25 protein-coding genes and 1 tRNA gene are annotated in these 26,495 nt (G+C 35.2%); 9 read left to right on the top strand and 17 right to left on the bottom strand.

Annotation, left to right across the window (positions count from 1 at the left end; all coding sequences use genetic code 11):
• Positions 1-5 precede the first annotated feature (5 nt).
• The 5 genes from LPC23_RS04020 to dnaE all read right to left on the bottom strand — a co-directional run bounded on the left by LPC23_RS04020 (position 6) and on the right by dnaE (position 6,997).
• Positions 6-482, bottom strand: coding sequence for a hypothetical protein (locus LPC23_RS04020; RefSeq protein ID WP_229326768.1), 477 nt, complete (start codon positions 480-482; stop codon positions 6-8).
• 363 nt (positions 483-845) lie between these two features.
• Positions 846-919, bottom strand: a tRNA-Asp gene (locus LPC23_RS04015).
• An 85-nt stretch (positions 920-1,004) separates the two neighbouring features.
• Positions 1,005-1,931 (bottom strand): DUF58 domain-containing protein, encoded by a 927-nt coding sequence (locus LPC23_RS04010; protein WP_229331271.1) that lies wholly within the window; start codon positions 1,929-1,931, stop codon positions 1,005-1,007.
• A 92-nt stretch (positions 1,932-2,023) separates the two neighbouring features.
• A complete protein-coding gene (gene trxA / locus LPC23_RS04005; RefSeq protein WP_229318210.1) occupies positions 2,024-2,341 on the bottom strand; it encodes a thioredoxin in 318 nt (105 codons plus the stop codon).
• A 114-nt stretch (positions 2,342-2,455) separates the two neighbouring features.
• Positions 2,456-6,997 (bottom strand): DNA polymerase III subunit alpha, encoded by a 4,542-nt coding sequence (dnaE, locus tag LPC23_RS04000; protein ID WP_229331269.1) that lies wholly within the window; start codon positions 6,995-6,997, stop codon positions 2,456-2,458.
• 630 nt (positions 6,998-7,627) lie between these two features.
• Here dnaE and leuC point away from each other — a divergent pair.
• The 4 genes from leuC (at position 7,628) to leuB (ending at position 12,426) form a co-directional block, all read left to right on the top strand.
• Positions 7,628-9,022 carry a 3-isopropylmalate dehydratase large subunit gene (gene leuC / locus LPC23_RS03995; protein WP_229331267.1) on the top strand — a complete coding sequence of 465 codons (1,395 nt, stop codon included), beginning with the start codon at positions 7,628-7,630 and terminating at the stop codon, positions 9,020-9,022.
• Positions 9,023-9,129: 107 nt separating this feature from the next.
• Positions 9,130-9,726 (top strand): 3-isopropylmalate dehydratase small subunit, encoded by a 597-nt coding sequence (gene leuD, locus LPC23_RS03990; RefSeq protein WP_229331265.1) that lies wholly within the window; start codon positions 9,130-9,132, stop codon positions 9,724-9,726.
• Between the two features lie 78 nt (positions 9,727-9,804).
• The gene (locus tag LPC23_RS03985) at positions 9,805-11,328 is read left to right on the top strand and encodes an alpha-isopropylmalate synthase regulatory domain-containing protein (protein ID WP_229331263.1); all 1,524 of its coding nucleotides are present in this window, start codon (positions 9,805-9,807) and stop codon (positions 11,326-11,328) included.
• Between the two features lie 36 nt (positions 11,329-11,364).
• A complete protein-coding gene (gene leuB, locus LPC23_RS03980) occupies positions 11,365-12,426 on the top strand; it encodes a 3-isopropylmalate dehydrogenase (protein WP_229331261.1) in 1,062 nt (353 codons plus the stop codon).
• Between the two features lie 71 nt (positions 12,427-12,497).
• Here the strand turns inward: leuB and LPC23_RS03975 are convergent, their stop codons facing one another.
• Positions 12,498-12,845 carry an RNA recognition motif domain-containing protein gene (locus LPC23_RS03975; protein WP_229318204.1) on the bottom strand — a complete coding sequence of 116 codons (348 nt, stop codon included), beginning with the start codon at positions 12,843-12,845 and terminating at the stop codon, positions 12,498-12,500.
• Between the two features lie 240 nt (positions 12,846-13,085).
• Between LPC23_RS03975 and LPC23_RS03970 the strand changes: the two genes are divergently transcribed.
• From LPC23_RS03970 to LPC23_RS03950, 5 genes are all read left to right on the top strand, one after another.
• A complete protein-coding gene (locus LPC23_RS03970; RefSeq protein ID WP_229331259.1) occupies positions 13,086-13,730 on the top strand; it encodes a 30S ribosomal protein S16 in 645 nt (214 codons plus the stop codon).
• Between the two features lie 15 nt (positions 13,731-13,745).
• Positions 13,746-14,270, top strand: coding sequence for a ribosome maturation factor RimM (gene rimM, locus LPC23_RS03965; protein WP_229326753.1), 525 nt, complete (start codon positions 13,746-13,748; stop codon positions 14,268-14,270).
• An 82-nt stretch (positions 14,271-14,352) separates the two neighbouring features.
• Positions 14,353-15,066: a tRNA1(Val) (adenine(37)-N6)-methyltransferase gene (locus LPC23_RS03960; protein ID WP_229331257.1), complete on the top strand. Its 714-nt coding sequence runs from the start codon at positions 14,353-14,355 to the stop codon at positions 15,064-15,066.
• 78 nt (positions 15,067-15,144) lie between these two features.
• Entirely contained in the window at positions 15,145-16,323 is a 1,179-nt protein-coding gene (locus LPC23_RS03955) for an acyl-CoA dehydrogenase family protein (RefSeq protein WP_229331255.1), read from the top strand.
• A 90-nt stretch (positions 16,324-16,413) separates the two neighbouring features.
• The gene (locus LPC23_RS03950) at positions 16,414-17,196 is read left to right on the top strand and encodes a DUF3050 domain-containing protein (RefSeq protein ID WP_229331253.1); all 783 of its coding nucleotides are present in this window, start codon (positions 16,414-16,416) and stop codon (positions 17,194-17,196) included.
• Positions 17,197-17,248: 52 nt separating this feature from the next.
• Here LPC23_RS03950 and LPC23_RS03945 read toward each other — a convergent pair whose 3' ends face one another.
• The 11 genes from LPC23_RS03945 to LPC23_RS03895 all read right to left on the bottom strand — a co-directional run bounded on the left by LPC23_RS03945 (position 17,249) and on the right by LPC23_RS03895 (position 26,403).
• On the bottom strand, positions 17,249-17,566 hold the full coding sequence (locus LPC23_RS03945; RefSeq protein WP_229331251.1) for a 2Fe-2S iron-sulfur cluster-binding protein: 318 nt from the start codon (positions 17,564-17,566) through the stop codon (positions 17,249-17,251).
• 46 nt (positions 17,567-17,612) lie between these two features.
• Complete coding sequence (locus LPC23_RS03940; RefSeq protein WP_229331248.1) at positions 17,613-17,852, bottom strand: NifU family protein; 240 nt, start codon at positions 17,850-17,852, stop codon at positions 17,613-17,615.
• Positions 17,853-17,861: 9 nt separating this feature from the next.
• Complete coding sequence (locus tag LPC23_RS03935) at positions 17,862-18,989, bottom strand: Mrp/NBP35 family ATP-binding protein (RefSeq protein WP_229326741.1); 1,128 nt, start codon at positions 18,987-18,989, stop codon at positions 17,862-17,864.
• A 154-nt stretch (positions 18,990-19,143) separates the two neighbouring features.
• The gene (locus LPC23_RS03930) at positions 19,144-19,494 is read right to left on the bottom strand and encodes an MGMT family protein (protein WP_229331246.1); all 351 of its coding nucleotides are present in this window, start codon (positions 19,492-19,494) and stop codon (positions 19,144-19,146) included.
• Between the two features lie 7 nt (positions 19,495-19,501).
• Entirely contained in the window at positions 19,502-20,137 is a 636-nt protein-coding gene (locus tag LPC23_RS03925) for a LysE family transporter (protein WP_229326737.1), read from the bottom strand.
• A 61-nt stretch (positions 20,138-20,198) separates the two neighbouring features.
• Positions 20,199-20,873 carry a tRNA (guanosine(46)-N7)-methyltransferase TrmB gene (gene trmB / locus LPC23_RS03920; protein ID WP_229326735.1) on the bottom strand — a complete coding sequence of 225 codons (675 nt, stop codon included), beginning with the start codon at positions 20,871-20,873 and terminating at the stop codon, positions 20,199-20,201.
• Positions 20,874-20,965: 92 nt separating this feature from the next.
• Complete coding sequence (locus tag LPC23_RS03915; RefSeq protein WP_229331244.1) at positions 20,966-21,469, bottom strand: nuclear transport factor 2 family protein; 504 nt, start codon at positions 21,467-21,469, stop codon at positions 20,966-20,968.
• 138 nt (positions 21,470-21,607) lie between these two features.
• On the bottom strand, positions 21,608-22,597 hold the full coding sequence (locus tag LPC23_RS03910; RefSeq protein WP_229331242.1) for an aspartate-semialdehyde dehydrogenase: 990 nt from the start codon (positions 22,595-22,597) through the stop codon (positions 21,608-21,610).
• A 109-nt stretch (positions 22,598-22,706) separates the two neighbouring features.
• On the bottom strand, positions 22,707-23,144 hold the full coding sequence (gene mscL / locus LPC23_RS03905; protein ID WP_229331240.1) for a large-conductance mechanosensitive channel protein MscL: 438 nt from the start codon (positions 23,142-23,144) through the stop codon (positions 22,707-22,709).
• Between the two features lie 19 nt (positions 23,145-23,163).
• The gene (locus LPC23_RS03900; RefSeq protein ID WP_229331239.1) at positions 23,164-25,608 is read right to left on the bottom strand and encodes a bifunctional UDP-N-acetylmuramoyl-tripeptide:D-alanyl-D-alanine ligase/alanine racemase; all 2,445 of its coding nucleotides are present in this window, start codon (positions 25,606-25,608) and stop codon (positions 23,164-23,166) included.
• Between the two features lie 69 nt (positions 25,609-25,677).
• Positions 25,678-26,403, bottom strand: coding sequence for a porin family protein (locus LPC23_RS03895; protein ID WP_229331237.1), 726 nt, complete (start codon positions 26,401-26,403; stop codon positions 25,678-25,680).
• Positions 26,404-26,495 lie beyond the last annotated feature (92 nt).

Raw genomic sequence — 26,495 nt, 5'->3', positions numbered from 1 at the left:
AGCAACTACTCGACTTTTAGTATAACAGGAAGTACAAATTGTGTTTTGACAGGAATGCCGCGTTTAATTGCTGGATTCACTTTTGGAAAATCCACTAGACGTGCTTTTAAAATACTGTCAATTTTGATCGTATCATACGCCACTGAATCTTTAGGAAATTGCGGTTCAAATTGCATCGTTGAATTAGGAAAAACAGTTACTTTCACCTCAATAGTATCTAATTCTGGGTAAAGAACTGATAAAGTATCAACACTCAATTTCTCTTGAATTAACTGGGTTAGTATTTCGAAAAAACATTGTTGTCGTTGAGTTTTATCATCGATTTTTTCGCAATCTGCAACCGAAGGAAATTCATCTACTTCTTTCCAGTTGATTTCTTTCAATTCTTTTGCCAATAATTCCTTTTCAGAAGGCACAAGCCTATCAAAATACTGACATGAATTGAACAATAGGACTACTAAAAAAAGAAAAAAATGTTTCAATGTAAAGGTTTTGAATAGAACTAATTTTTTATAAAAATACAATTATTTTTTTGAGTAGCTTTATTAAGCACCAAATCTTGATAGAAAGAATAAAAAAAAGGAAAGTAAAGTTGGTTTTCTTTTAGAATGGATTTCTGAAAAACTAATATTGAAGAGTAAAATAAAACCACTATATCGTTTTAGTACAGTCTTAAATCAAAAAAGCTATCCTTAGTTCTGAAAATCAGAATTTCTGGAAAGCTTTTCATCGGTCTAACTACTAAACCAGGTCAGCTTACAAGGCCGACCAAACAACACAACTAGCTTTAGATACCGTTTTTGGGCAAAAAAGCACTTCATTACGAAGTGCTTTTCCCAATTTAGCGGTCTGGACGGGACTCGAACCCGCGACCCCATGCGTGACAGGCATGTATTCTAACCAACTGAACTACCAAACCTCTGCTTAATTGCGGTTGCAAATATACAACAGATTTCCTTTTATACAAGTGTTTTGATAAAAAAATTAAATATTCTAAACTAGAATTAACCAAAGTTTTGTTTCTCAACGAAATAGGTAAGTAATATTTTTTTAAAATTTTGCCCTACTTCCACTGGAACATATTGAATTCTATTTTGAGCACATGATAATGCTAATTTTTTGAAATAGTTTGAAACTGAATTTTCATACTCTTTCTGAACTGAATCAGCAAAAACAGGAACTTCTTCACCTGTTTCAATATCCACAAACTTTCGGGGTCTATTATCAAAATCTAAATCCAACTCTGATTTAGCATCATAAACATGAAATATAACAACTTTGTGTTTGTTGTGCTTCAAATGTTGTAAGGCACTAAACAAAGCCGCTTCATTTTCTGATTGAAACATATCGGTAAACAAAATAATCATAGAACGGCGATGAATCTTCTCCGCAATTTGATGCAAATACGTAATCGTATCAGTAGTTTTGGTTACTTTGGGGCGTTCCAAAAGACTTTCTAATGTATTCAAAAGCATTCGATGGTGGCGATCACTCCCTTTCTCTGGCGCATAGTATTCGTATTGATCTGAAAAAACACTTAATCCCACTGCATCACGTTGCTTTTTTAAAACGTTCATCAATACAGCTGAAGCAAGTACTGAAAATCCAATTTTATTTTCATAAAAAAACTGCCCATCATTTAAATTAGGATAATGCATGGAAGAAGAATTATCTATAATTAAGTGGCAACGCAAATTAGTTTCTTCTTCATATTGCTTGGTATACAGCCTATCGGTTTTGGCAAATAATTTCCAGTCGATGTGTTTGGTACTTTCTCCAGAATTGTACAATTTATGCTCTGCAAATTCTGCAGAAAAACCATGAAAAGGACTCTTGTGCATCCCTGAAATAAATCCTTCCACCACTTGATGAGCCAATAACTCCAAATTCTGAAAACTAGAAACAATATCTCTTTGCGATTCAACTTTCATAATTCAAATATAGGAAAACGATTGGTACTTTATATACAATAAAAAAGGATTGACTTTCGCCAACCCTTTTTTAAAATAATGCAATCAGTTGATTACAACAATGCGTCTAAACTATCTGCATAGGTTTGTTTTGGAGCAACTCCAACTTGCTTACCTACTACTTCTCCATTTTTGAAAATCAAAACTGTAGGAATGTTTCTAACACCGTATTTTGCAGCAAATTCTTGGTTAGCATCTACATCCACTTTCCCAACAACTACTTTGCCTTCGTATTCATTACTCAATTCATCAACGATTGGTCCAACCATTCTACATGGTCCACACCAAGCCGCCCAAAAATCTACTAAAACCGGTTTGTCTGATTTTAAAACTACTTCGTCAAAAGTAGCATCTGTTATTGCTAATGCCATAATATCTATGTTTTTGTTTGTTTATTAATGTTCTGCAAATCTATTAATTAAAAATCATTTTCTTATCATTCCCAAATTAGTTTTGGTTATGAAAGTATTGCCATTGTTTATTTACTAATTCAATTTAAAATTAATTTGTCTTTTTTCCAATTCAAAAAGCAATTCATTGGATATTTTGACTTTCAATTTGCGACTTGGCATACTTAATTTAGTTACCACATTGATTTCTTCCACTTCAGTTGTTGAGCTGATTTTTTGCGCTTCCATTAATGGAACATCTACCTCATCGCCATCGGTTTCTTCTACAAAAATTTCTTCTTCAGTATCCGAAATTTCAGAGGTGGTTTCTACAATTTTTGTGATTTTTTCCAATTCCATTATTTCAAAAGTAACCGTGTTATCTCCTTTGTTCTCTTGAAAAAGTTGGTTCAATTGCTGGATAAAATCAGTTTGAATATCGTTGATGTTCAATAACAAAACTAATTTTTTAGCAAATGACGGTAAAACATCTTGTAAATATTGGATTAATGTAAATTGCAATCGAGGTTCTCCTTTTTTACCGGTTTCTTTATCTGCCCATCCTTCTTTTACCAAAACACGCATATAAGTAAAATTGTTCTGAATCAAAAAGTGACGAAATTTCAAATACTCTTCTCCAAAGATTCTAAACTCGTAGCTTTCGTCATAGCCTTCCAGAAAAAAAGAAGCCCAACCTTTACCGTTTTTAGCCACTCTGTGCTGCACGTTATTGATAATTCCTCCAAAAGAAAGCGTTTTCCCTACATAATGCTCTAAATGTTTCAGCGCTTCCAATTTGGCATTGCAAAAGTGTTTCATCTCAAATTTATAATCATCCAAAGGATGTCCAGAAATATAAATTCCAACGACTTCTTTCTCCTTGGCTAATTTTTCCATGGTACTCCAATCCTCACAGGGCGGCACCACAGGCTCGGCGATTTGCACATCGCTACTTTCTCCAAACAAACTCACTTGTGATGAATTTTCGTTTTCTTGGAACTTGGCCCCGTAACGCATTGCTTTTTCATAAAAAGTAATTCCGTCGCCATCATCATGAAAATATTGTGCACGAGTCGTACCTTCAAACGAATCAAATCCTCCGGCTAAAGCTAGATTCTCTAATGCTTTTTTATTCGCGGCACGCAAATCAATACGTTTAGTCAAATCAAAAATCGACTTGTATTTTCCGTCTTTTCTGTTCTCGACAATAGTTGCTACAGCACCAGACCCTACTCCTTTTATCGCTCCCATTCCAAAACGAACAGCATAATCATCGTTTACCGTAAATTTATAAAACGACTCATTTACGTCTGGACCTAAAACCTGCAATCCCATTCGCTTACATTCTTCCATAAAAAACGACACTTGTTTGATATCGCTCATATTGTTTGAAAGTACCGCAGCCATATATTCAGCAGGATAATTAGCTTTCAAATAAGCGGTTTGATAGGCAATCCAAGCGTAACAAGTAGAGTGCGATTTATTAAACGCATATTCGGCAAAAGCCTTCCAGTCGTTCCAAATTTTCTCTAATTTGTCTTTGGCGTGTCCTTTTGCCATGGCTTGCTCAATGAATTTCGGTTCCATTTTAGCCAAGACATCAATCATCTTTTTCCCCATTGCTTTTCGCAAAACGTCGGCATCCCCTTTTGAGAAATCAGCTAATTTTTGCGACAAAAGCATTACCTGCTCTTGGTAAACCGTAATTCCGTAGGTGTCTTTCAACAACTCTTCGCAATCATCTAAGTCATACACAATAGGCTCTTCTCCATTTTTACGTTTAATAAAACTCGGGATATAAGCAATTGGACCTGGACGATACAAGGCGTTCATGGCAATCAAATCAGGAAAAACCGTCGGCTTTAATTCCTTCATGTATTTCTGCATCCCAGGACTCTCATATTGGAAAATCCCTACTGTCTCACCACGTTGAAAAAGTTCATATGTTTTTAAATCGTCAATAGGAAATTCATCTGGATTTAAATCGATTCCAGATCTGTATTTCACTAATTTAACCGTATCTTTAATTAAGGTTAGGGTTTTCAACCCCAAGAAGTCCATCTTTAATAAACCGGCACTTTCTACCACCGAGTTATCAAATTGGGTCACGTACAAATCCGAATCTTTGGCAGTTGCAACCGGTACAAAATTTGTAATGTCATCAGGGGTAATAATCACACCGCAAGCGTGAATTCCTGTGTTTCGAAGATTTCCCTCTAAAACTTTAGCTTGTTGTATGGTTTGTCCTCCTAAATCTGTTCCACCAGCTAAGGCAATTAATTCTTTGATTTTATCGTATTCTTCTGGACGAACTGTTTTCTTGATCAAAGCATCGTCTTCGTTTAAAAAACGAGCCAAATTCCATTTCGAGGGCATCATGCCAGGAATTAACTTCGCAATTTTATCGGCCTCAAATAAGGGTAAATCCAATACACGTGCTGTATCACGAATAGCCGATTTCGTTGCCATTTTACCATAGGTAATAATCTGAGCTACTTGTTTGGAACCATATTTTCGAATCACATAGTCCATCACACTGCTTCGCCCTTCATCATCAAAATCAATATCAATATCGGGTAAAGACACACGATCGGGATTCAAGAAACGCTCAAAAAGCAAGTTGTATTTTAGTGGATCAATATTCGTAATTTTCAAACAATACGCCACTACTGATCCTGCTGCCGAACCCCTTCCTGGACCGACAGACACGCCCATATTTCTTGCTTCAGCAATGAAATCTTGCACAATCAAAAAGTAACCTGGATAACCTGAGTTTTCAATTGTCATCAACTCAAAGTCCAAACGCTCTTGTATTTCGGGAGTAATCTCAGGGTAGCGTTTTTTGGCTCCTTCAAAAGTAAGGTAACGCAAATACTTATTTTCACCTCGTTTTCCACCGTCTGCCTCATCTTCTGGAACTAAAAACTCCGATGGAATTTCGAACTTTGGCAATAAAACGTCACGGGCTAAATCATAAATTTCAATTTTATCTACAATTTCAGCAATATTGGAAATCGCTTCAGGCAAGTCGTTGAAAAGTTGTTTCATCTCATCGCCCGACTTGAAATAATATTCTTGATTAGGCAAACCGTAACGGTAACCACGACCTCGGCCTATTGGTGTAGTTTGTTTTTCACCATCGCGCACACACAATAAAATATCGTGGGCATTGGCATTTTCTTTATCGATATAAAAAATATTATTGGTCGCAACCAGCTTCACTTGGTGCTTTCTAGCCAAAGCAATCAAAGCGGTATTCACCCGATTTTCATCTTCTTGATTGTGGCGCATAACCTCAATATAAAAATCGTTTTGGAATTCATTTTTCCACCAAAGCAAGGCTTCTTCGGCTTGGTTTTCACCCAAGTTCAAAACTTTGTTTGGGATTTCGCCATAAAGATTACCTGATAAAACAATAATATCTTCTTTGTACTCTTGAATTACTTTTTTATCAATTCTAGGTACATAATAAAAGCCTTCGGTATGCGCAATCGAAGACATTTTAGCCAAATTATGATAGCCCTTTTTGGTTTTTGCCAAAAGAACAATTTGGTACCCATTGTCTTTACGAGACTTGTCTTTATGATTGTCGCAAACAAAAAACTCACAACCTACAATGGGTTTCATAGGAACCTCTGTTGGTTCTTCTCCTTTTTCAACCGCTTCTTTGTTTTTGGTTGCAACTGATTTATTATGGGCTAAAATATCGCGAACAAAATGAAACGCTCCCATTAAATTGGCGTGATCTGTCATTGCCACAGCAGGCATTTTATGTTTAGCTGCAGCTTTTACTAATGCAGCAACACTTATGGTAGATTGCAAAACCGAAAACTGAGTATGATTATGAAGGTGCACAAAATCAGCATCAATTAATACTTTTTTATTGTCTGAAAGTGTTTGTTTCGAAACCGTAGGTGCTTGTTTCTCTCCGAACTGTTGACGAATTCGATCCGAAGCTTCTTTTAAATTGATGTGTTGTAAACCAATTAGTTCAATCGTTCTCGGGTTTCTATTTTGGAAATCTTGGAAATAGGAAGCGGGTACATCTAATTCTTCCTTAGTAAATATTTCGCGTCGAATTAATTCTAAAAAACATCGTGTTGTAGCCTCCACATCGGCAGTGGCATTGTGGGCCTCTGCAAATGGCTGATTAAAAAGATAACTATGCAATTCGGTCAGGGTAGGTAATTTGAATTTCCCTCCACGACCGCCGGGTAATTTTAAAAGGGAAGCCGTTACTTCAGTACAGGTATCTAAAACCGGTAATGATGCCATTGGCGATTCCATGCTCATTCGATGGAATTCACATCCCATAATATTGACGTCAAAACCTAAATTCTGACCTACAATGAACTTGGCTTTCGCCAAAGAACTATTGAATTTTTCTAAAACCTCAGCCAAAGGAATTCCTTCCGCTTCTGCTAACTCCGTTGAAATACCGTGAATTCGTTCCGCATCATAAGGAATATTAAAGCCTTCTGGTTTGACCAAATAATCTTGATGCTCGATGAGTTTTCCCATATCATCGTGCAACTGCCAAGCAATTTGTATACAACGTGGCCAGTTGTTAGTATCGGTGATTGGTGCGTCCCAACGCTTTGGTAAACCTGTGGTTTCGGTATCAAATATTAAATACATATTTCATCGTTCCAGCCCGAAAACAGTATTCGGGAACCAAAATCACATCGATTTTGATAGTTTATTTAACTGGTTGTAAACATTTTAAAATTAGAAAAACTCACAAAAAATGAGTTTCAAATTTAGTTTTTTTTGGTCTAAAAAATGAGGGAAGTTATTAACAAAAAAGTAAAGTTGTGATTTTTTGGATGTCGTAAAATGAATTCATAAAATCAACTATTGTTTTTCAAGCAAGCTCATAAAAAAATAACCTTAAGCAAGGCATAAAATGTAAATTATAATTTGACCTTTTTTTGCCTTTTTTATTGTTTTTTACTGCATAATGGGGTGTTTTTGTTTAAAATTGACGAATTATTAGCGAAATTATTCTAAAATTTTCAAATCTTAAAAACAAAAAAGCGCTCCTGAAAAGAGGTAAATAAGAACCCCATTTTTTAAAATTTAAGAAAATAGTTTTCAATTAGCGTAAAGTAATATTTGATTTTAAAAGCAAAAGTTAATTTGGGTATCGTATATAGCATAAGTACTACTAAGTCTACTTAATTTCTTTTTCTAATTTTGCTACTATTATTACAATTGTTATCTAATAAACCAACTGTAATACAGAGAAATACATTAAAAAAAGTTACAATGAGTAAAACATTATTTGACAAAGTATGGGATTCGCACGTTGTGCGTAAAATTGAAGATGGACCGGACGTGTTTTTTATTGACCGTCATTTCATCCATGAAGTTACTAGTCCCGTAGCTTTTTTAGGTTTAAAATCAAGAGGTGTTTCGGTTTTGTATCCAGAACGCACTTTTGCAACTGCTGATCACAACACACCAACAATAAATCAACACCTACCTGTTGAAGACCCGCTTTCTGCTAATCAATTGAAAGCTTTAGAAGACAATGCCAAAGAATATGGGATTTCTCACTGGGGATTGGGTCACCAAAAAAATGGAATTGTTCACGTAGTAGGTCCCGAAAACGGGATTACTTTACCGGGTGCTACCATTGTTTGTGGAGATTCTCACACTTCTACTCACGGAGCATTTGGTGCCATTGCTTTTGGTATCGGAACATCTGAGGTAGAAATGGTATTGTCTACGCAATGTATTATGCAGCCCAAACCAAAGAAAATGCGTATTAACGTAAACGGTCAATTAAGCAAGGGTGTTGGTCCAAAAGACGTAGCACTTTATATTATTGCCCAATTAACTACTTCTGGTGGTACAGGATATTTTGTAGAATATGCTGGTGATGTTTTTGAAAACATGACTATGGAAGGCCGTATGACCGTGTGTAACTTAAGTATCGAAATGGGTGCTCGTGGCGGTATGATTGCTCCAGACCAAACTACTTTTGATTTCTTAGAAGGAAGATTACACGCTCCAAAAGGTGAAGCTTGGAACAAAGCGGTAGCCTATTGGAAAACATTAAAAACAGATGCGGATGCGGTTTTTGATGCTGAATTGAACATTAACGCAGCTGACATTGAACCAATGATTACCTATGGTACTAATCCTGGAATGGGAATTGGTATTTCTAAACATATTCCGAATGCTAACCAAGTAGAAGGTGGCGCGGAAACCTACAAAAAATCACTAGCCTACATGGGCTTCGAAGAAAATGATATGATGATTGGAAAACCCATCGATTACGTTTTCTTAGGAAGTTGTACAAATGGTCGCATTGAAGATTTTAGAGCTTTTACCGAAATTGTAAAAGGAAGAAAAAAAGCAGACAACGTTACGGCTTGGTTAGTTCCAGGTTCCCACGTTGTAGAAGCACAAATCAAAGAAGAAGGATTGTTAGATATTCTTACCGAAGCAGGATTTGTATTGCGTCAGCCAGGTTGTTCAGCTTGTTTGGCAATGAATGATGACAAAGTACCTGCTGGAAAATATGCAGTAAGCACATCCAACAGAAACTTTGAAGGTCGTCAAGGTCCTGGCTCAAGAACTTTATTGGCAAGTCCAATTATGGCTGCTGCAGCTGCAGTTACAGGTAAATTGACTGATCCTAGAGAGTTGTTATAAGCCCCCTAACCCCAAAAAGGGGGAACAAACGAAATAGAAAAAAATATAAAAACATACGTCCTCCTGCAACTCCCCCTTTGGGGGTTGGGGGGCTAATCAAAAATCAAATGGCATACGATAAATTTAATGTTCTAAGAAGTAGTGCGGTGCCACTACCTATAGAAAACGTAGATACTGATCAAATTATACCAGCACGTTTCTTGAAAGCAACCAAACGCGAAGGTTTTGGTGATAATCTTTTCAGAGACTGGAGATACAATGGGGATGATACTCCAAAAACAGATTTCGTTTTAAACAATCCAACGTACAGCGGGAAAATCCTTGTGGGTGGAAAAAACTTCGGTTCAGGTTCTTCAAGAGAACACGCTGCTTGGGCAGTTTACGATTACGGATTCAGAGCGGTAGTATCGAGTTTCTTTGCAGATATTTTCAAAGGAAATTGTTTGAATATCGGAGTACTTCCTGTTCAAGTAAGTCCAGAATTTGCCGCTACTATATTTAGTGCAATTGAAGCGGATCCCAACACGGAATTGGAAATCAATTTACCAGCACAAACAATTACGTTATTGGCTACAGGTCAAAGTGAGTCTTTTGATATCAATGGATACAAAAAGAACAATATGATCAATGGTTTTGATGATATTGATTACTTACAAAGTATGAAGGAAGAAATTGTTGAGTTTGCCAACCAATTGCCTTACTAAAAATAAATTCAGAATAAAATTTAGGTTTCTGGATGGCTCTTTAATTTGAAATAAATTGCTTTCCAATTCAAATGAAAAATGGGGAAAAGAAAAATTGAAATAATGGACACGACACTTCGCGATGGAGAACAAACATCGGGAGTATCATTTTCTGCTGCAGAAAAATTAACCATTGCACAATTGTTGCTTGAAGAACTTCATATTGATCGTATCGAAATTGCTTCGGCGCGCGTGAGCGAAGGAGAATTTCAAGGAGTGAAAGGCATCATGGAGTGGGCTGCTAATAAAGGATACACAGATAAAATTGAAGTTTTATCTTTTGTAGATAATGGCATTTCAATTGAATGGATGAAAAAAGCGGGAGCAAAAGTCCAAAATTTATTAACCAAAGGTTCGCTCAACCATTTGACATACCAATTAAAGAAAACACCCGAACAACATTTTAATGAAATTGCACAAGCAATCGCTTTGGCAAAAGAAAATAATATTGAAACCAACGTCTATTTAGAAGATTGGAGCAACGGAATGCGCAATTCTCCTGACTATGTTTTTCAATACTTGGATTTTTTGACACAACAACCAGTTAAAAGAATCCTGTTACCGGATACTTTAGGAGTATTGATTCCGTCAGAAGTATTTGATTTTGTTTCAACCATTACGGCAAAATACCCTAACACCCATTTTGATTTTCATGCTCACAACGATTACGATTTAAGTGTTGCTAACGCAATCGAAGCAGTTAAAGCGGGTATTCATGGCTTACATGTTACCGTAAACGGAATGGGAGAAAGAGCAGGAAATGCACCACTTGAAAGCACCGTTGCGGTAATCAATGATTTTATGCATGACGTGGATATCAATGTTAAAGAATCGTCTCTGTACTCCGTGAGCAAATTGGTTGAAACTTTTACAGGCTACAGAATTCCAGCCAATAAACCGATTGTAGGCGACAACGTTTTCACGCAAACCGCAGGAATTCACGCTGACGGTGACAATAAAAATAATTTATATTTCAACGATTTACTTCCAGAACGTTTTGGAAGGAAAAGAAAATATGCCCTAGGAAAAACTTCAGGAAAAGCCAACATCGAAAAGAATCTTCAAGAATTAGGGTTACAGCTCAATCAAGACGATTTAAAATTGGTTACCCAAAGAATTATTGAATTGGGCGACAAAAAACAAACCGTTACCAAAGAAGATTTACCCTATATTATATCGGATGTTTTGGATAGCCAAAGCTATGAAGAACGTATTACTGTGGAATCTTACGTATTAGTTCACGCGAAAGGTATTCGCCCTTCGACAACACTTTGTTTAAAAATTGACGGGGAAGTTATCGAAGAAAATGCACAAGGTGACGGACAGTTTGATGCTTTTATGAATGCGTTAGCTAAAATTTACAAAAGCAAAAAAATGAGTTTGCCCAAATTAGTAGACTACGCTGTGCGAATTCCTCCTGGAAGTAGCTCTGATGCATTGTGTGAAACCATCATCACTTGGACCAATAGCGGAAAAGAATTCAAAACCCGCGGATTGGATTCAGATCAAACTGTAGCCGCAATTGTAGCGACTCAAAAAATGCTGAATGTCGTAAGCGTATAAAGCAACAAATTAAAAATTATAACAAAAAAATACTCAATGAAATTCAATATTGCTCTTTTAGCCGGAGACGGAATAGGACCAGAAGTAATTAATGAAGCTGTAAAAGTTTCGGATGCTATTGCAAAAAAATTCAATCACGAAATTGACTGGACGCCAGCATTAACAGGTGCTTGCGCTATCGCTGCTGTTGGCGTTCCTTATCCAGATGAAACACACGAAATTTGTATGAAAGCCGATGCAGTTTTATTTGGTGCTATTGGACATCCAAAATACGATAACGATCCATCGGCAAAAGTACGTCCAGAACAAGGATTGTTGTTGATGCGTAAAAAATTAGGTTTGTTTGCTAATGTGCGACCAACCTTTACTTTCCCTTCTTTAATTGACAATTCTCCTTTAAAAAGAGAGCGTATTGAAGGCACTGATTTAGTTTTCTTAAGAGAATTAACGGGCGGAATTTACTTTGGTGAAAAAGGAAGAAAAGACAACGGAGACACTGCTTTTGACAACTGTGTTTACACTAGAGCCGAAGTACAACGTTTGGCTAAAAAAGGTTTTGAATTAGCTATGACGCGTTCTAAAAAATTATGTTGTGTGGACAAAGCCAACGTATTAGAAACGTCTCGTTTGTGGAGAGAAACCGTTCAAGCAATGGAAAAAGACTATCCAGAAGTAGAAGTATCGTATGAATTTGTAGATGCTGTTGCGATGCGATTAGTACAATGGCCTAATTCGTATGACGTATTAATTACTGAAAACTTATTTGGAGACATTTTAACGGATGAAGCATCTGTAATTTCAGGATCAATGGGATTAATGCCGTCGGCATCTGTGGGAGAACATACTTCTTTATATGAACCCATTCACGGATCGTATCCACAAGCTACCGGATTGAATATTGCTAATCCATTGGCTACTATTTTATCAGCAGCGATGATGTTTGAAGATGCTTTCGGATTAAAAGCGGAAGCAGAAGCGATCAGAAACGTAGTCAACAAATCATTAGAACAAGGAGTTGTAACGGAGGATTTAGCTTCAAAAGGATCAAAAGCATACAAAACAAGTGAAGTAGGTGATTGGTTAGTGTTGAATTTGTAATTCACAATCCGATTTAAAATAAAAAAGGTGTCAATTTTCATTGACACCTTTTTATATATAAAGAAAAAATATTAATATCCTCCTCTACCTCCACGGTCTCCACCGCCACGGTTATTTCCGTAACCTCCGCGTGAATCTCCACCACGGTTGTTGTTAAAACTTCTTCTTTCGCCTTCTGGTTTCGGCTCAGATTTGTTTACTACGATTGAACGTCCTTGAACAGTAGCACCATTCAATTCGTCAATTGCTTTTTGAGCTTCCTCATCGCTTGGCATTTCAACAAAACCAAAACCTTTACTTCTACCAGTAAACTTATCAGTAATAATTTTTACTGAATCTACTGCTCCGTAAGCCTCGAAAGACTCTCTTAAATCTGCTTCCTCAATACTGAATGGAAGACTTCCCACAAAAATGTTCATATAAACTTGTTTAATTAAGCGACAAATGTAGTCTTAATATATCCTAATCTACTATGATTGCACTTATTTATGATATAATTATCAAAAAACATCCTTAAGGTCAATGAATTAGACCTAAAAACAGCTACCACATTTATAAATTAATAAAATAGAATTCGAATTAGCATTTTTAAATAAAAAATGTATCTTTGCACCCTTAATTAACCGAGGTCGAGTACCTCAAAATTTAATCATAAGATTATGTCAGTAAAAATTAGATTACAAAGACACGGTAAAAAACAAAAACCGTTTTACTGGGTAGTAGCAGCTGATGCTCGCTCAAAAAGAGATGGTAAATACTTAGAGAAAATCGGTACTTACAATCCAAACACTAACCCTGCAACTATCGAATTAAACTTGGATAGCGCTGTAAAATGGTTGCACAATGGTGCACAACCAACAGATACTGCAAAAGCAATTCTTTCTTACAAAGGTGCTTTATTGAAACACCACCTTGATGGAGGTATTCGTAAAGGAGCTTTAACTCAAGAACAAGCTGATGCAAAATTAGCTGCTTGGTTAGAAGCAAAAGCTGGTAAAGTAAATGCTAAAAAAGATGGTTTATCAAAAGCGCAGGCGGATGCTAAAGCAAAAGCTTTGAAAGCAGAAAAAGAAGTAAATGCAAAACGTTTAGCTGCAGCGGCTCAAGCTGAAGCTGATGCTATTGCTGCTGCAACTCCTGCTGTTGAAGAAGAAGTTGTTGCTGAAGAGGAAGTAGCTGTTGAGGCTGCTGCTGAAGAAGTTGTTGAAGCTCCTGCTGAGGAAGTAGCTGTTGAAGCTGTTGCCGAAGAAGTTGTTGAAACTCCTGCTGTTGAAGAAGAAAATAACGAAACAACTGAAGCATAAATTCTCTAAGCGACAATGCGTAAAGAAGATTGTTTCTATTTAGGTAAAATCGCTAAAAAATTTAGTTTCAAGGGGGAAGTCTTAGCCTATTTAGACACAGACGAACCCGAGTTATACGAAAATCTGGAATCAGTGTTTGTTGAATGCAACAAACACTTGGTTCCTTTTTTTATTGAAACCTCCTCCCTACATAAAAACGACTTTCTTAGAGTTCGTTTTGAAGATGTAACTACAGAAGAAGAGGCCGAAGCCCTTTTAGGCAATGACCTATACCTCCCATTAAGTATGTTACCTAAATTAAGTGGTAATAAATTTTATTTTCACGAAGTAATAGGTTTTGAAGTAGAAGACCAACGCCTTGGTGTAGTTGGAAAAATTCAATCCGTTAACGATTCAACTGCACAACCTCTTTTTGAAGTACTCAACGGTGCTGTTGAAATTTTAATTCCAATGATTGACCATTTCTTGGTGAAAATTGATCGCGAAAATAAAAAAGTCGTAATGAATTTGCCAGAAGGTTTGATTGAGATGTACCTTTAGATAGGTTATTCGGAGATTTGTTTATTCGGTTATTCGAAAAAATCAGAAATCATCATTCGTTAATCTGTAATCCGCAATCTTTATGTCTAAATTCCAATTCAAACAATTCTCACTCGAGCAAGATCAATGCGCTATGAAAATTGGCACTGATGGTGTATTACTAGGCGCTTGGGCTCCGATTTTACACAACCCATATAGCATTTTAGACATTGGAACTGGAACTGGAATTATTGCTTTGATGCTAGCACAACGCTCTAATGCAGCCCAAATTGACGCTTTAGAAATAGAAGAAAATGCATACGAACAAGCCACAGATAATTTTGAAAATTCGCCTTGGAACGATCGCTTATTTTGTTTTCATGCAGGCTTAGACGAATTCATGGAAGAGCCGGAAGACGAGTATGATTTAATTGTATCTAATCCGCCGTTTTATGCTGAAGATTATAAAACAAATGACGAACAACGTGATTTAGCGCGCTTTCAAGACGCACTTCCTTTCGAGGATTTAATTGAAGTCGCTGATTTATTATTATCCGAAAACGGAATTTTGGCCGTTATTATACCTTATAAAGAAGAAGAACGATTTTTAGCTATCGCCAAGGAATTTGAATTGTATCCAATAAAAATCACACGCGTTAAAGGAACCCCAACTACTGAAATCAAACGTAGTTTATTGGCTTTTAAACGTTTTGAATTACCTACTTTACACTCAGACGAGTTAATCATCGAAACAGCCCGCCATCAATACACCCCAGAATACATCGAACTGACAAAAGAGTTTTATTTAAAAATGTAGTTTCGTGAAATTATAACATTTTATTTTTATTTTGTTATATTACTTTGTGTAAATTTGTTTTCATAAAAACCGAATATAATGAAGCCAGACTTATTTCAAGCACCTGATTATTACAATTTAGATGATTTATTGACTGAGGAACACAAATTAGTTCGTGACTCTGCTAGAGCATGGGTAAAACGAGAAGTTTCCCCAATTATTGAGGATTTTGCACAACGTGCAGAATTTCCAAAACAAATCATTAAAGGTCTAGGAGAAATTGGTGGATTTGGCCCTTATATTCCTGAAGAATATGGTGGAGCCGGTTTAGACCAAATCTCTTATGGACTCATCATGCAAGAAATAGAACGCGGTGACTCTGGAGTTCGTTCCACTTCATCAGTGCAGTCGTCATTAGTGATGTACCCTATTTGGAAATACGGAAACGAAGAACAACGTCAAAAATATTTACCAAAATTAGCCACTGGAGAATTAATGGGATGTTTTGGTTTGACTGAACCCGACCATGGTTCAAATCCTGGCGGAATGACTACTAATTTTAAAGACAATGGAGATCACTACCTACTAAATGGTGCCAAAATGTGGATTTCTAATGCTCCGTTTGCAGATATTGCGGTGGTTTGGGCTAAAAATGAAGAAGGTCGTATTCATGGGTTAATTGTTGAACGTGGTATGGAAGGTTTTACTACTCCTGAAACACACAACAAATGGTCTCTTCGTGCATCTTCTACTGGTGAATTGATTTTTGACAACGTAAAAGTTCCTAAAGAGAACCTACTGCCTAATAAATCAGGATTGGGAGCTCCGCTTGGCTGTTTAGATTCTGCTCGTTATGGAATCGCATGGGGAGCTATTGGAGCTGCAATGGATTGTTATGATACAGCTTTGCGATATGCTAAAGAAAGAATTCAGTTTGACAAACCAATTGCCGGAACTCAATTACAACAAAAAAAATTAGCCGAAATGATTACAGAAATCACTAAAGCTCAGTTGCTAACCTGGCGTTTAGGTGTCTTAAAAAACGAAGGAAAAGCTACTACCGCTCAGATTTCAATGGCAAAAAGGAATAATGTTGAAATGGCTATTCAAATTGCGCGCGATGCGCGACAAATGCTAGGTGGAATGGGAATCACAGGCGAATATTCTATAATGCGTCACATGATGAACTTGGAATCGGTTGTTACCTATGAAGGCACACACGATATTCATTTACTAATTACAGGAATGGATATTACAGGAATTTCAGCATTCAAATAAGAACAAACAGTTATTAAAGTATTCATAAAATCGATAGTTAAAGCTTCTTGTAAATAAGAAGCTTTCTTACTTTTACAAAAAATTAGAAAAATGAATATTGAAACTATAAACAATAGCATTCAGTCTCAAAAAGAAACTTTACTTCAACACTCTCTCTACAATAAAGTACAAACTCTAGAGGATTTACATCATTTTTTAGAAAATCATGTGTATGCCGTATGGGATTTTATGTCTTTATTGAAAGCCTTACAATCTAAGTTAACTTGCACAACAACTCCATGGTTTCCAACAGCCAACACCCAAATTCGTTATTTGATTAATGAAATTGTGGTAGCCGAAGAGAGTGATTTAACTTTAGATGGCCGTCGCCAAAGTCATTTTGAAATGTACTTAGAAGCTATGCAAGATTGCGGAGCGAATACTAAAGAAATTGAAGATTTTTTAACTAATCTCAGTTCCTTAAACAATATTTTTGTTGCCATTAAAACAAGTAATTTACATCCTAATATAAAAGCGTTTTTAGATTTTACATTCAGAGTTATTGAAGAAGGTAAAGCTCATGAAATCGCAGCAGCATTCACATTTGGAAGAGAAGATTTAATTCCGAGTATGTTTACTGCTATTTTGAAAAACTTTCAAGCGAATTTTCCTGAAACTGATTTGAAAAAACTAATTTACTATTTTGAACGACATATTGAATTAGATGCTGATGAACATGGACCTATGGCTATGGGAATGGTAACTGAATTGTGTGGCAATGATGCTAAAAAATGGGATGAAGTAGAAAAGATTTCCATATTAGCTCTAGAAAAACGCATCGGCCTTTGGGATGCTATTGAAGAAAGTTTATCACTAAAAACTGAAATGGCCTAATTTAGAAATTTTCAAAACACAAAAAAGCGAGAAAAAATTCTCGCTTTTTTTATTAATTTTCAGGAGCTAATTCTAATTCTAATCCATCTAAATCTTCGGTTATGGGTATTTGACATCCTAAACGACTATTTGACTTTACATAAAAAGCTTCTGATAACATAGCTTCTTCATCATCTCCTTTTTCTGGCAAAGACACATCGTTTAGCACATAACATTGACAAGAAGCACACATCGCCATTCCGCCACAAGTTCCTTCAACTGGAAGCTCATAGGCTTTACACAATTCCATGATATTCATAGCCATATCTGTTGGCGCCTGCAATTCATGGACCACTCCTTCTCTATCTTTAATTTTAATTAAAACGTCCATTTGTAATTTATTCTTTAATTGTATTTATTGTTATCATAAAAGCAAGCTAAAGTACATTTATGACTGTTTCAATTTGAGGCGCGTATTTTTTTATTGTAGTTTCAACACCCGCTTTTAAAGTCATCTGATTGACACTACAGCTTGTACACGCCCCTTCAAGACGAACTTTTACATGCTTATCATCTTTAATTTCTACCAATGAAATGTCTCCACCATCCGAATTCAAAAAAGGTCTAATTTCCTCTAGGGCTTTTAGCACATTCGACAATACTTCTTCTTTTGTCATATCTTTAAATTATTTTTTAACTGCTGAACAACCTGCCATAGTTGTAATTTTTATTGCTTCAGTCGCTGGTAAACTTTCGTTTCTAGCAACCGTTTGTTGCACAACATTGCGAGTAATTTCTTGGAAAACTGCTTCGATCACTGAACCCTCTTGCATCGCGGCAGGGCGACCATAGTCTCCTGCTTCACGAATAGATTGAACAATTGGCACTTCGCCAAGGAAAGGAACATTCAAGTCTGCAGCTAAGTTTTTAGCTCCTTCTTGTCCAAAAATATAATATTTATTATTAGGTAATTCCTCCGGTGTGAAATAGGCCATGTTTTCGATAATTCCTAAAACTGGAACATTGATTGCTTCTGATAAAAACATGGAAACTCCTTTTTTGGCATCCGCCAAAGCTACAGCTTGAGGCGTACTTACAACAACAGCACCTGTAATTGGAAGCGATTGCATGATGGAGAGGTGAATATCACCTGTTCCAGGAGGTAAATCAATTAAAAGGAAGTCTAATTCACCCCAATTAGCATCAAAAATCATTTGATTCAATGCTTTAGCTGCCATTGGCCCACGCCAAATAACTGCTTGACTTGGAGAGGTGAAAAATCCTATTGATAAGATTTTTACTTCATAACTCTCAATTGGTTTCATCTTAGATTTACCATCTACCTCAATAGAAATTGGTTTCTCATTTTCTACATCAAACATAATTGGCATAGATGGGCCATAAATATCGGCATCTAAAACCCCAACTGAAAATCCCATTCTAGCTAAAGAAACAGCTAAATTAGCTGTAGTTGTAGACTTTCCTACACCTCCTTTGCCAGAAGCGACTGCAATAATATTTTTAATTCCAGGAATCGCTTTGCCTTTTATTTCAGGTTTATCCGCTACTTCTACTTTACTATTCACCTTCACCTTAGCGTCAGGGGAAATCAAATCATGAATTGTTTTTTTGATATCGTCTTCAGCTCTTTTTTTAATGTGCATTGCTGGGGTGTGCAAAACTAAATCTACCACCACTTCATCGCCAAAAGTAATTACATTAGCTACTGCACCACTTTCCACCATATTTTTCCCTTCTCCAGCAATTGAAATAGTTTCTAATGCTTTTAGGATCTCTTTTCTATCTAATTTCATTTTCTTTTTTATTAAAAATACTTCGTCTTAGCAAATGGGTTATGTTCCTTTTATTTAAACTGAATATGAATTGCAAATATAGCAGATTCTATTCGTAATTCCGTGTTTTTAGATTGGATTTATTGATATGAAAATCAATACTTTTTATTTGATTTTAAATAGTAAAATCAGAAGAATTATCGGTTATTGGCTCCCAGAAATGACTTTCAAAATCAACAATTTGATTGTCTTTAATTTGAATTCCTTCATTTTCGAGTAATTGCTGCATTAAATTGGTTCCGTCAAAATGTAATTTACCTGTGAGCAATCCTTTTCTATTTACAACACGATGGGCTGGAACATCATCTAAATGGTGCGATGCATTCATAGCCCAACCAACCATACGAGCAGAACGGGCTGTGCCTAAAGCTTTAGCAATGGCTCCATAAGAAGTTACTTTCCCATAAGGGATTTGCCTTACAATATCGTAAACGCGTTGGAAAAAATTATCGTTTGACTTAGTCATACACTAGTTAAGTCCAATAATATTGAACAATATTGAATAATGCTATAATTGCAACTACAGCTGTTATACTTCCGATAATTTTATTCATGTTTTTCATGAAAAAATCAGTTTTTGTTTCAATTTTTACAAAAAACAAAATGTAGCTGTAAAAAACTAGAATAGATCCAAGAATTGCACCAAAAACAAAAATTAGTATGGAAAGAGGTTCAAAAATAAACCAATTTAAAGAAGCTAGCCAAAGACTTACTACAACATAATATGGGATTGGAAAAAAATTCAATGCCGATAGCAACATCCCTAAAAAAAAACGAGTAGAAGTTCGTTGTTTAATCACCTTACCTTTTATTTTTTTCGGTGGCGAAGCAATCCAAAGAAAGTAGACCGCTAAAATTGAAAAAATAACAGCGCCTATTTCTCTAAACAAAAGACCAACTTCTGGACGGGCTCCAATAAATTGAGCAAATAAAATTGCAAGTGAAACTTGGACAAAAATTACAATTACTGCTCCAAAAACAAACCAAAGAGCAGCATTCTTACCTTCTTTACTATTGACTTTAGCCACAGTCATATTGATTAATCCAGGTGGAAGAATCCCTATTACCGCACTAATAAACCCAAAAAATAAAGTGGAAATTATAGTCATATAGCCTTTGTTTCAGTACCAATGTGTTGCTTTTACTCCAAATCCTGAAACTGAAACGACACTATTTAATTTTAAATCTAATATACGTAATTGCTTTGTTAATTTCTAAATATTGTTTCTCATAAAATGTTTGAAAAGCAGTAACCTCTTCTGGACTTCCTTCATTTGTATACACGTTATGATTAGCGTATACCACTTCATGACCTTCTCCATGCAATAATCCAAGGGTGTATCCGTGCATGAATTCACTGTCAGTTTTTAAGTTCATCACACCGTCTTTCTTCAATATTTTTTTATACAACTTCAAAAACTCTGAATTAGTCATTCGGTGCTTCGTGCGTTTGTATTTTATTTGTGGATCAGGGAACGTAATCCAAATTTCATCTACTTCATTTTCAGCAAAAATATGATTAATCAGTTCGATTTGAGTTCGAATAAAAGCAACATTATGCATCCCCGTTTCAACAGCTGTTTTAGCCCCACGCCAAAAACGCGCGCCTTTAATGTCAATTCCAATAAAATTTTTATTTGGATATCTTTCGGCTAGACCTACAGAGTATTCTCCTTTTCCACAGCCCAACTCTAAAACGATCGGATTGTCATTTTTAAAAAAATCTGAATTCCATTTGCCCTTTAACGGAAATAAATCACCTACAACTTCTTCTCTTGTTGGCTGAAAAACATTGTTAAACGTCTCGTTTTCCTTGAACCTTTTTAATTTGTTTTTACTTCCCACTTTATTTAAAATATTTTGGCAAAATTAAGGAAATATATAGGATAAAAGTAGGCTTCATTAGAATTATCTTAGAGAAAAGATAGTTTAAAATGTTATGATTTAGATCGAAGACGTGTTATTATGGGCTGTTCAATAGGAGACTTAATTGTTATTACTGATTTACTAGTCTCATTTGGTATAGTCATTGATAAAACATAATGTTTAATTTTCCATCGCCCTCCTGTTTTAACAAGTACTCCTGAACCTCTACAAATTTTCATTTGTGTATCCAATAATTCATCAAACCAAGCGGTATTTCCTGTTGAATCAAAATAAATATGTCTCTCTAAAGCAGTAAAAGACCATGCCTTTCCTTTATCAAAATGAGGTTTGGCATAGTTTTCAAATTCTTGTTTATTCCAATATTCAGTAGCGTCAGTCCCAATAAAAATTGCATCATCTGCCATTACATCAAAGTATTGTTTGAAATTAGCTTCTGAAGCTGCTTTGTGCCATAAATCCACTAATTGGTTAACATCATTATTTTGTGATTCATTTTGAGCAAAAAAAGATAAAGAATAAAAATTCAATAATCCTAAGAATATATATTTCTTCATATTGGTATAAAATAATAGTTATTGTGGTTCTGTAAAACTATAAAAATGAGAGCAATAATTACTAAAATTAAGAGAGAAACATAAAAAAAGCCATTTACTTTCAATGAGTAAATGGCTTTTTAATAAATATAAATTATACTATACTAGTTTAGCTGCAATCAAATACTCTGCGATTTGAATGGTATTTGTAGCAGCTCCTTTTCTTAAATTATCTGCTACAACCCACATATTTATTGTGTTAGGTTGGCTTTCGTCACGACGAATTCTACCTACAAAAACTTCGTTTTTACCTTCGGCATAACGTGGCATTGGATAAGTAAACGTATCCAAATTATCTTGAACCACTACACCATCTGTTTGACTCAAAATAGTTCGCACTTCACTTACATCAAAATCGTTAGTAAACTCAACATTTAAAGCTTCACTGTGCCCCCCAACAACTGGAACACGAACAGCGGTTGCAGTCACAGCTATAGAATTATCACTTAAGATTTTCTTCGTTTCGTTCACTAATTTCATTTCCTCTTTAGTGTATCCATTGTTCTCAAAACTATCACACTGTGGAATACAATTTCGGTTGATTTTATATTTGTATACCATATCTCCCTCGATACCAGCACATTCATTTTCGAATTGTTGTACGGCTTTTACTCCCGTTCCTGTAATGGATTGATACGTTGAAACAATGATACGTTTGATATTGTATTTTTTATGTAAAGGTGCTAAAGCCAATACCATCTGGATTGTTGAACAATTGGGATTAGCAATAATTTTATCTTCAGCTGTTAATTCTCCTGCATTGATTTCAGGCACAACTAATTTCTTAGTAGGATCCATTCTCCAAGCCGATGAATTATCAATCACGGTAGTTCCTACAGCAGCAAATTTTGGAGCCCATTCTAACGACGTGCTTCCACCAGCAGAAAATAAAGCAATATCTGCTTTCATATCAACCGCTGTTTGTAAACCCACTACTTTGTACTTAGTTCCTTTGAAATCAATTTCTTTACCCACTGATTTTTCAGAAGCCACAGGAATTAACTCCGATACCGGAAAATTTCTTTCTGCTAAAACTTTTAACATTATTTCGCCAACCATTCCGGTAGCTCCTACTACTGCTATTCTCATTGTATATAATTAGAGTTGAATTGTAATTTTATTGGACAAAAATAACCAATAAAGAGTTTGGAACAAGTGTGTTCACAAAAAATAACAAATTGTTAAATTTATAACATTTTTATTTGTTTTTCAACAAATCGCGGATTTCAGTAAGTAATTGTTCTTGCGTAGGGCCGCTTGTCTCTTTAGGAACTTCATTTTTAATGATTTTTTGTTGGGCTTTTTCGTAGGTTTTTAAAACTATAAAAATACAAAAACCGATAATTACGAAATCAAAAACAGTTTGTATAAAAGCTCCGTAATTAAGAGTCACCTCAGCAATAGCAGCCGTTTTTTGAATACCATTCTCCGTTACCTCAGGAACACCGTCTTGAAGTACTAATTTTAAATTCTTGAAATCTACCTTTCCTAAAAGCAGCCCGATAGGAGGCATTAAAACATCATTTGTAAATGAGGTAACTATTTTCCCAAAAGCACCTCCAACAATTACCGCAGTGGCTAGATTAACTATTTCGCCTTTCATTAAAAAGGCTTTAAAATCTGTAAAAAATCCCATAAATAATTACTATAAAATCTTATTCTCTATAAAAAATACGTTTCACACGTTGAGAAATACTGGTTAAAATTTCATACGGAATCGTATGTGTTTTTTGTGCTATCTCAATTACCGTTGGAGAATCTCCAAAAATAATAACCGGATCACCTTCAACACAATTAATTCCAGTAACATTAACCATCAACATGTCCATACATATACTACCTATAATTGCTGCTTTTTGTTTGTTTATCGAAACATAGCCTACTTCATTTCCCCATAACCTGGAGATTCCATCAGCATATCCAATAGGGATCGTGGCTACATCTGTTGAGCACTTTGCAACAAATCTCCTTCCGTACCCTACACTTTCACCTTCTGAAATTGTTCTAATCTGTGAAATGACTGATTTTAAAGTACTAACATTTTCCAACTGTTTTTGTTCTTCCTGATCGTTAGAAATTCCGTACAATCCAATCCCTAACCGCACCATATCATATTGCCCGTGAGTAAAATTACTTATCCCAGAAGTGTTTAGAATATGACGAATAGGTTGAATATCTAATTCAACCATCAATTGTTGAGATAAGATTTCAAATAACTTAATTTGATGTAATGAAAAATCAAGGTGTTCGACTGCATCACTCGTGGCCATGTGCGATAAAATACTTTTGACAATTACATGTTGATTTCCTTTCAAGGCAGCAATTAACTCTTCTATAGTGTTGGATTCAAAGCCCAAACGATGCATGCCTGTATCCAACTTGATATGAATAGGAAAATGTCTTAAGTTTTTTTGTTCTGCAAGTTTAAGAAAAGCATTAAGCCCCTTCAAACTGTATATTTCTGGTTCTAATTGATATTGAATGATTGCCTCAAAACTGGTTGTTTCTGGATTCAAAACCATAATTGGCAATTGAATTCCTGCATTTTTTAATGCAATGCCCTCGTCTGCAAATGCAACTCCCAAATAATCAACACAATGATGCTCTAATAATTTAGCTATCTCTACTCCGCCATTGCCATAACTAAAAGCCTTTACCATTACCATCATTTTGGTTTCTGGCTTCAATTTTGATTTATAAAAACTTAAATTATTGCTAATCGCATTCAAATTCACTTCAAGTACCGTCTCATGCGTTTTTTCTTCAAAAGCAGTAACAATTTCTTCAAAATGGAAACTTCTAGCCCCTTTTATCAGAATCGTTTCATTTCGTAAATTATCACTATCAAATTGTTCAATAAACTCATGAGTGGTGGCATAAGTTGAGCAATTAACAAACTTGTGTTTAAACTCCGAAATCGTTTTGCCAATTCCGATTACCCTATTTATTTTGTTAGCAATAATTAATTGTGACACTTTAGAATACAACTCCTCATTTGACAATCCGCTCTGAAAAATATCGGAAAGTATAACTGTCTTTTTTTTGTGATGCTTTTGACTTTCTAAAAAATCTAAAGCTATTTTTAAAGACTGAAAATCGGAACTATAACTATCATCAATAAGGGTAGTTCCGTTAATTCCATTCTTCAGTTTAAGTCGCATTTCTACAGGATAAAGCAATCGTATTCTACTCTCAATAATTAAAGGATCATAGTTAAAATATAACAATACCATCACGCAGTGAATCGCATTCTCAATAGAAGCATTATCTTGAAAAGGTATGGTAAAGTCGAAACTGTTTAATTTATACTTTACCTGAAATTGGGTGTTTTCGATTCCACTAATTTTTTGGATAAAAACGTCTGCTTCTTTATCATTAAAACTCCAAGAAAAAGTATTCAACCTAGAATTTAAGAAAGCATCAATTGTTTTGTTTTTATTATATATTAATGTGTTACAATTACTAAACAATCTAAGCTTCTCTTTAATTTTTTCTCCTATGGAAGCAAATCCCTCATCATGTGCAGATCCTATATTAGTTAAGATACCAATCGTTGGACGAATAATATCTTGTAACTTTTCCATTTCCGCTACTGTGGAAATACCTGCTTCAAAAATCCCTAAATTGTGCTGGCTATTAATCCCTAAAATTGAGAGCGGAACTCCAATTTGAGAATTATAACTTTTGGGACTTCTTATGATATTAAAATCTGGGCTTAATAGAAAGTTAAGCCATTCTTTAACTATCGTTTTTCCGTTACTTCCAGTGATGCCAATTATTGGAAAATTATATTGACTTCGATAGCTAATTGCTAATTGTTGTAAGGCGATTAAAGTATCCTTGACTACTAAAAAGTTAGCTTTACCAAGGCAATTTTCAGGAATGTGATTGACTACAAAATAACGAACTCCTTGACGAATCAAATCCTCAATGTAATGATGAGCATCGTTATTTGGCCCTACAAGTGCAAAAAACAAACTTGTAGCGCTATTTTGCAATGACCGACTGTCTATCGATATAGAATCAATCGTGTAATCACTACAATCTCCAATGAATTGGGCATTGAGATTTGAAATGCTATTTTGGATGGATATTTTCATGTATCAAATTAAGAAACTCAGGTCTTAGTGAATCAAAAATAGTACTTCTTTTCGAATTCGAGCTTTATACTATAAAATATAAAAGACCAACCCTATATTTAATGACCTTGCATTAATTGGATTGCCTGCAATTTGAGCTGTTTTAAACAAAGAATTTAAACCGTAGTGAATGTATAAATTAGCACTACCGTATCCTGCTGCAGCAAATAATCCGTACTGGATTTTGTTGAAGTCAGGATTGTTATTAATGGCTACATCACCCAAATTACTAGTAAATACAGACCTGTCAAATACCAAATAACTTAGTTTTAGTCCTGCATGAATGCGAAAAAAAGTATGATTTTGAAAAGTAGAACCCCTCCATCTCAACTCTATAGGGACATCTAAAAATAATTGTGAAAACTTATTGTTAGAATATTTTGACGGATCACTCAATAAAGAATAAGAGGGTATACCGTTACTAGTTGATATGCCAATATTTTGATTGTAATTATTAAAAGTCAGTCCTAATCCTGGTGCAATCGCTAAATTTCTTTTTGTGTTTATTGGCATGTCTCTCAAAAATCCGGCAGTTAAACCGGCAGCAAATTTGTCATTTGAAAAACCAACAGGTGTTTTGTTAAAAAGATTATAAGTAACACCAATAAAAAACTGATCTTCTCGGTACAACGAATCGATTTTAGTTTCAGAGATGATTTCTGATTTTTGATTCTCCTGACCAAAAATAGGAATACAATACAGTATAAATAATTGGAAAACCAAAATCGATTTTACATAGCTATTCATTTCTTTCATAGGGATTGTATTAATTATTACTAATAACAAAGATACCGTTTTGAAGGTTGAAAATTATCTAAATTAAAACAAAAAAACCCAAGATCGCTCTT

Source organism: Flavobacterium ammonificans, assembly GCF_020885975.1.
Taxonomy (GTDB): domain Bacteria; phylum Bacteroidota; class Bacteroidia; order Flavobacteriales; family Flavobacteriaceae; genus Flavobacterium; species Flavobacterium ammonificans.
Note: the sequence above shows the minus strand (reverse complement) of the source record. Positions and strands in the feature narration are given on the sequence as shown.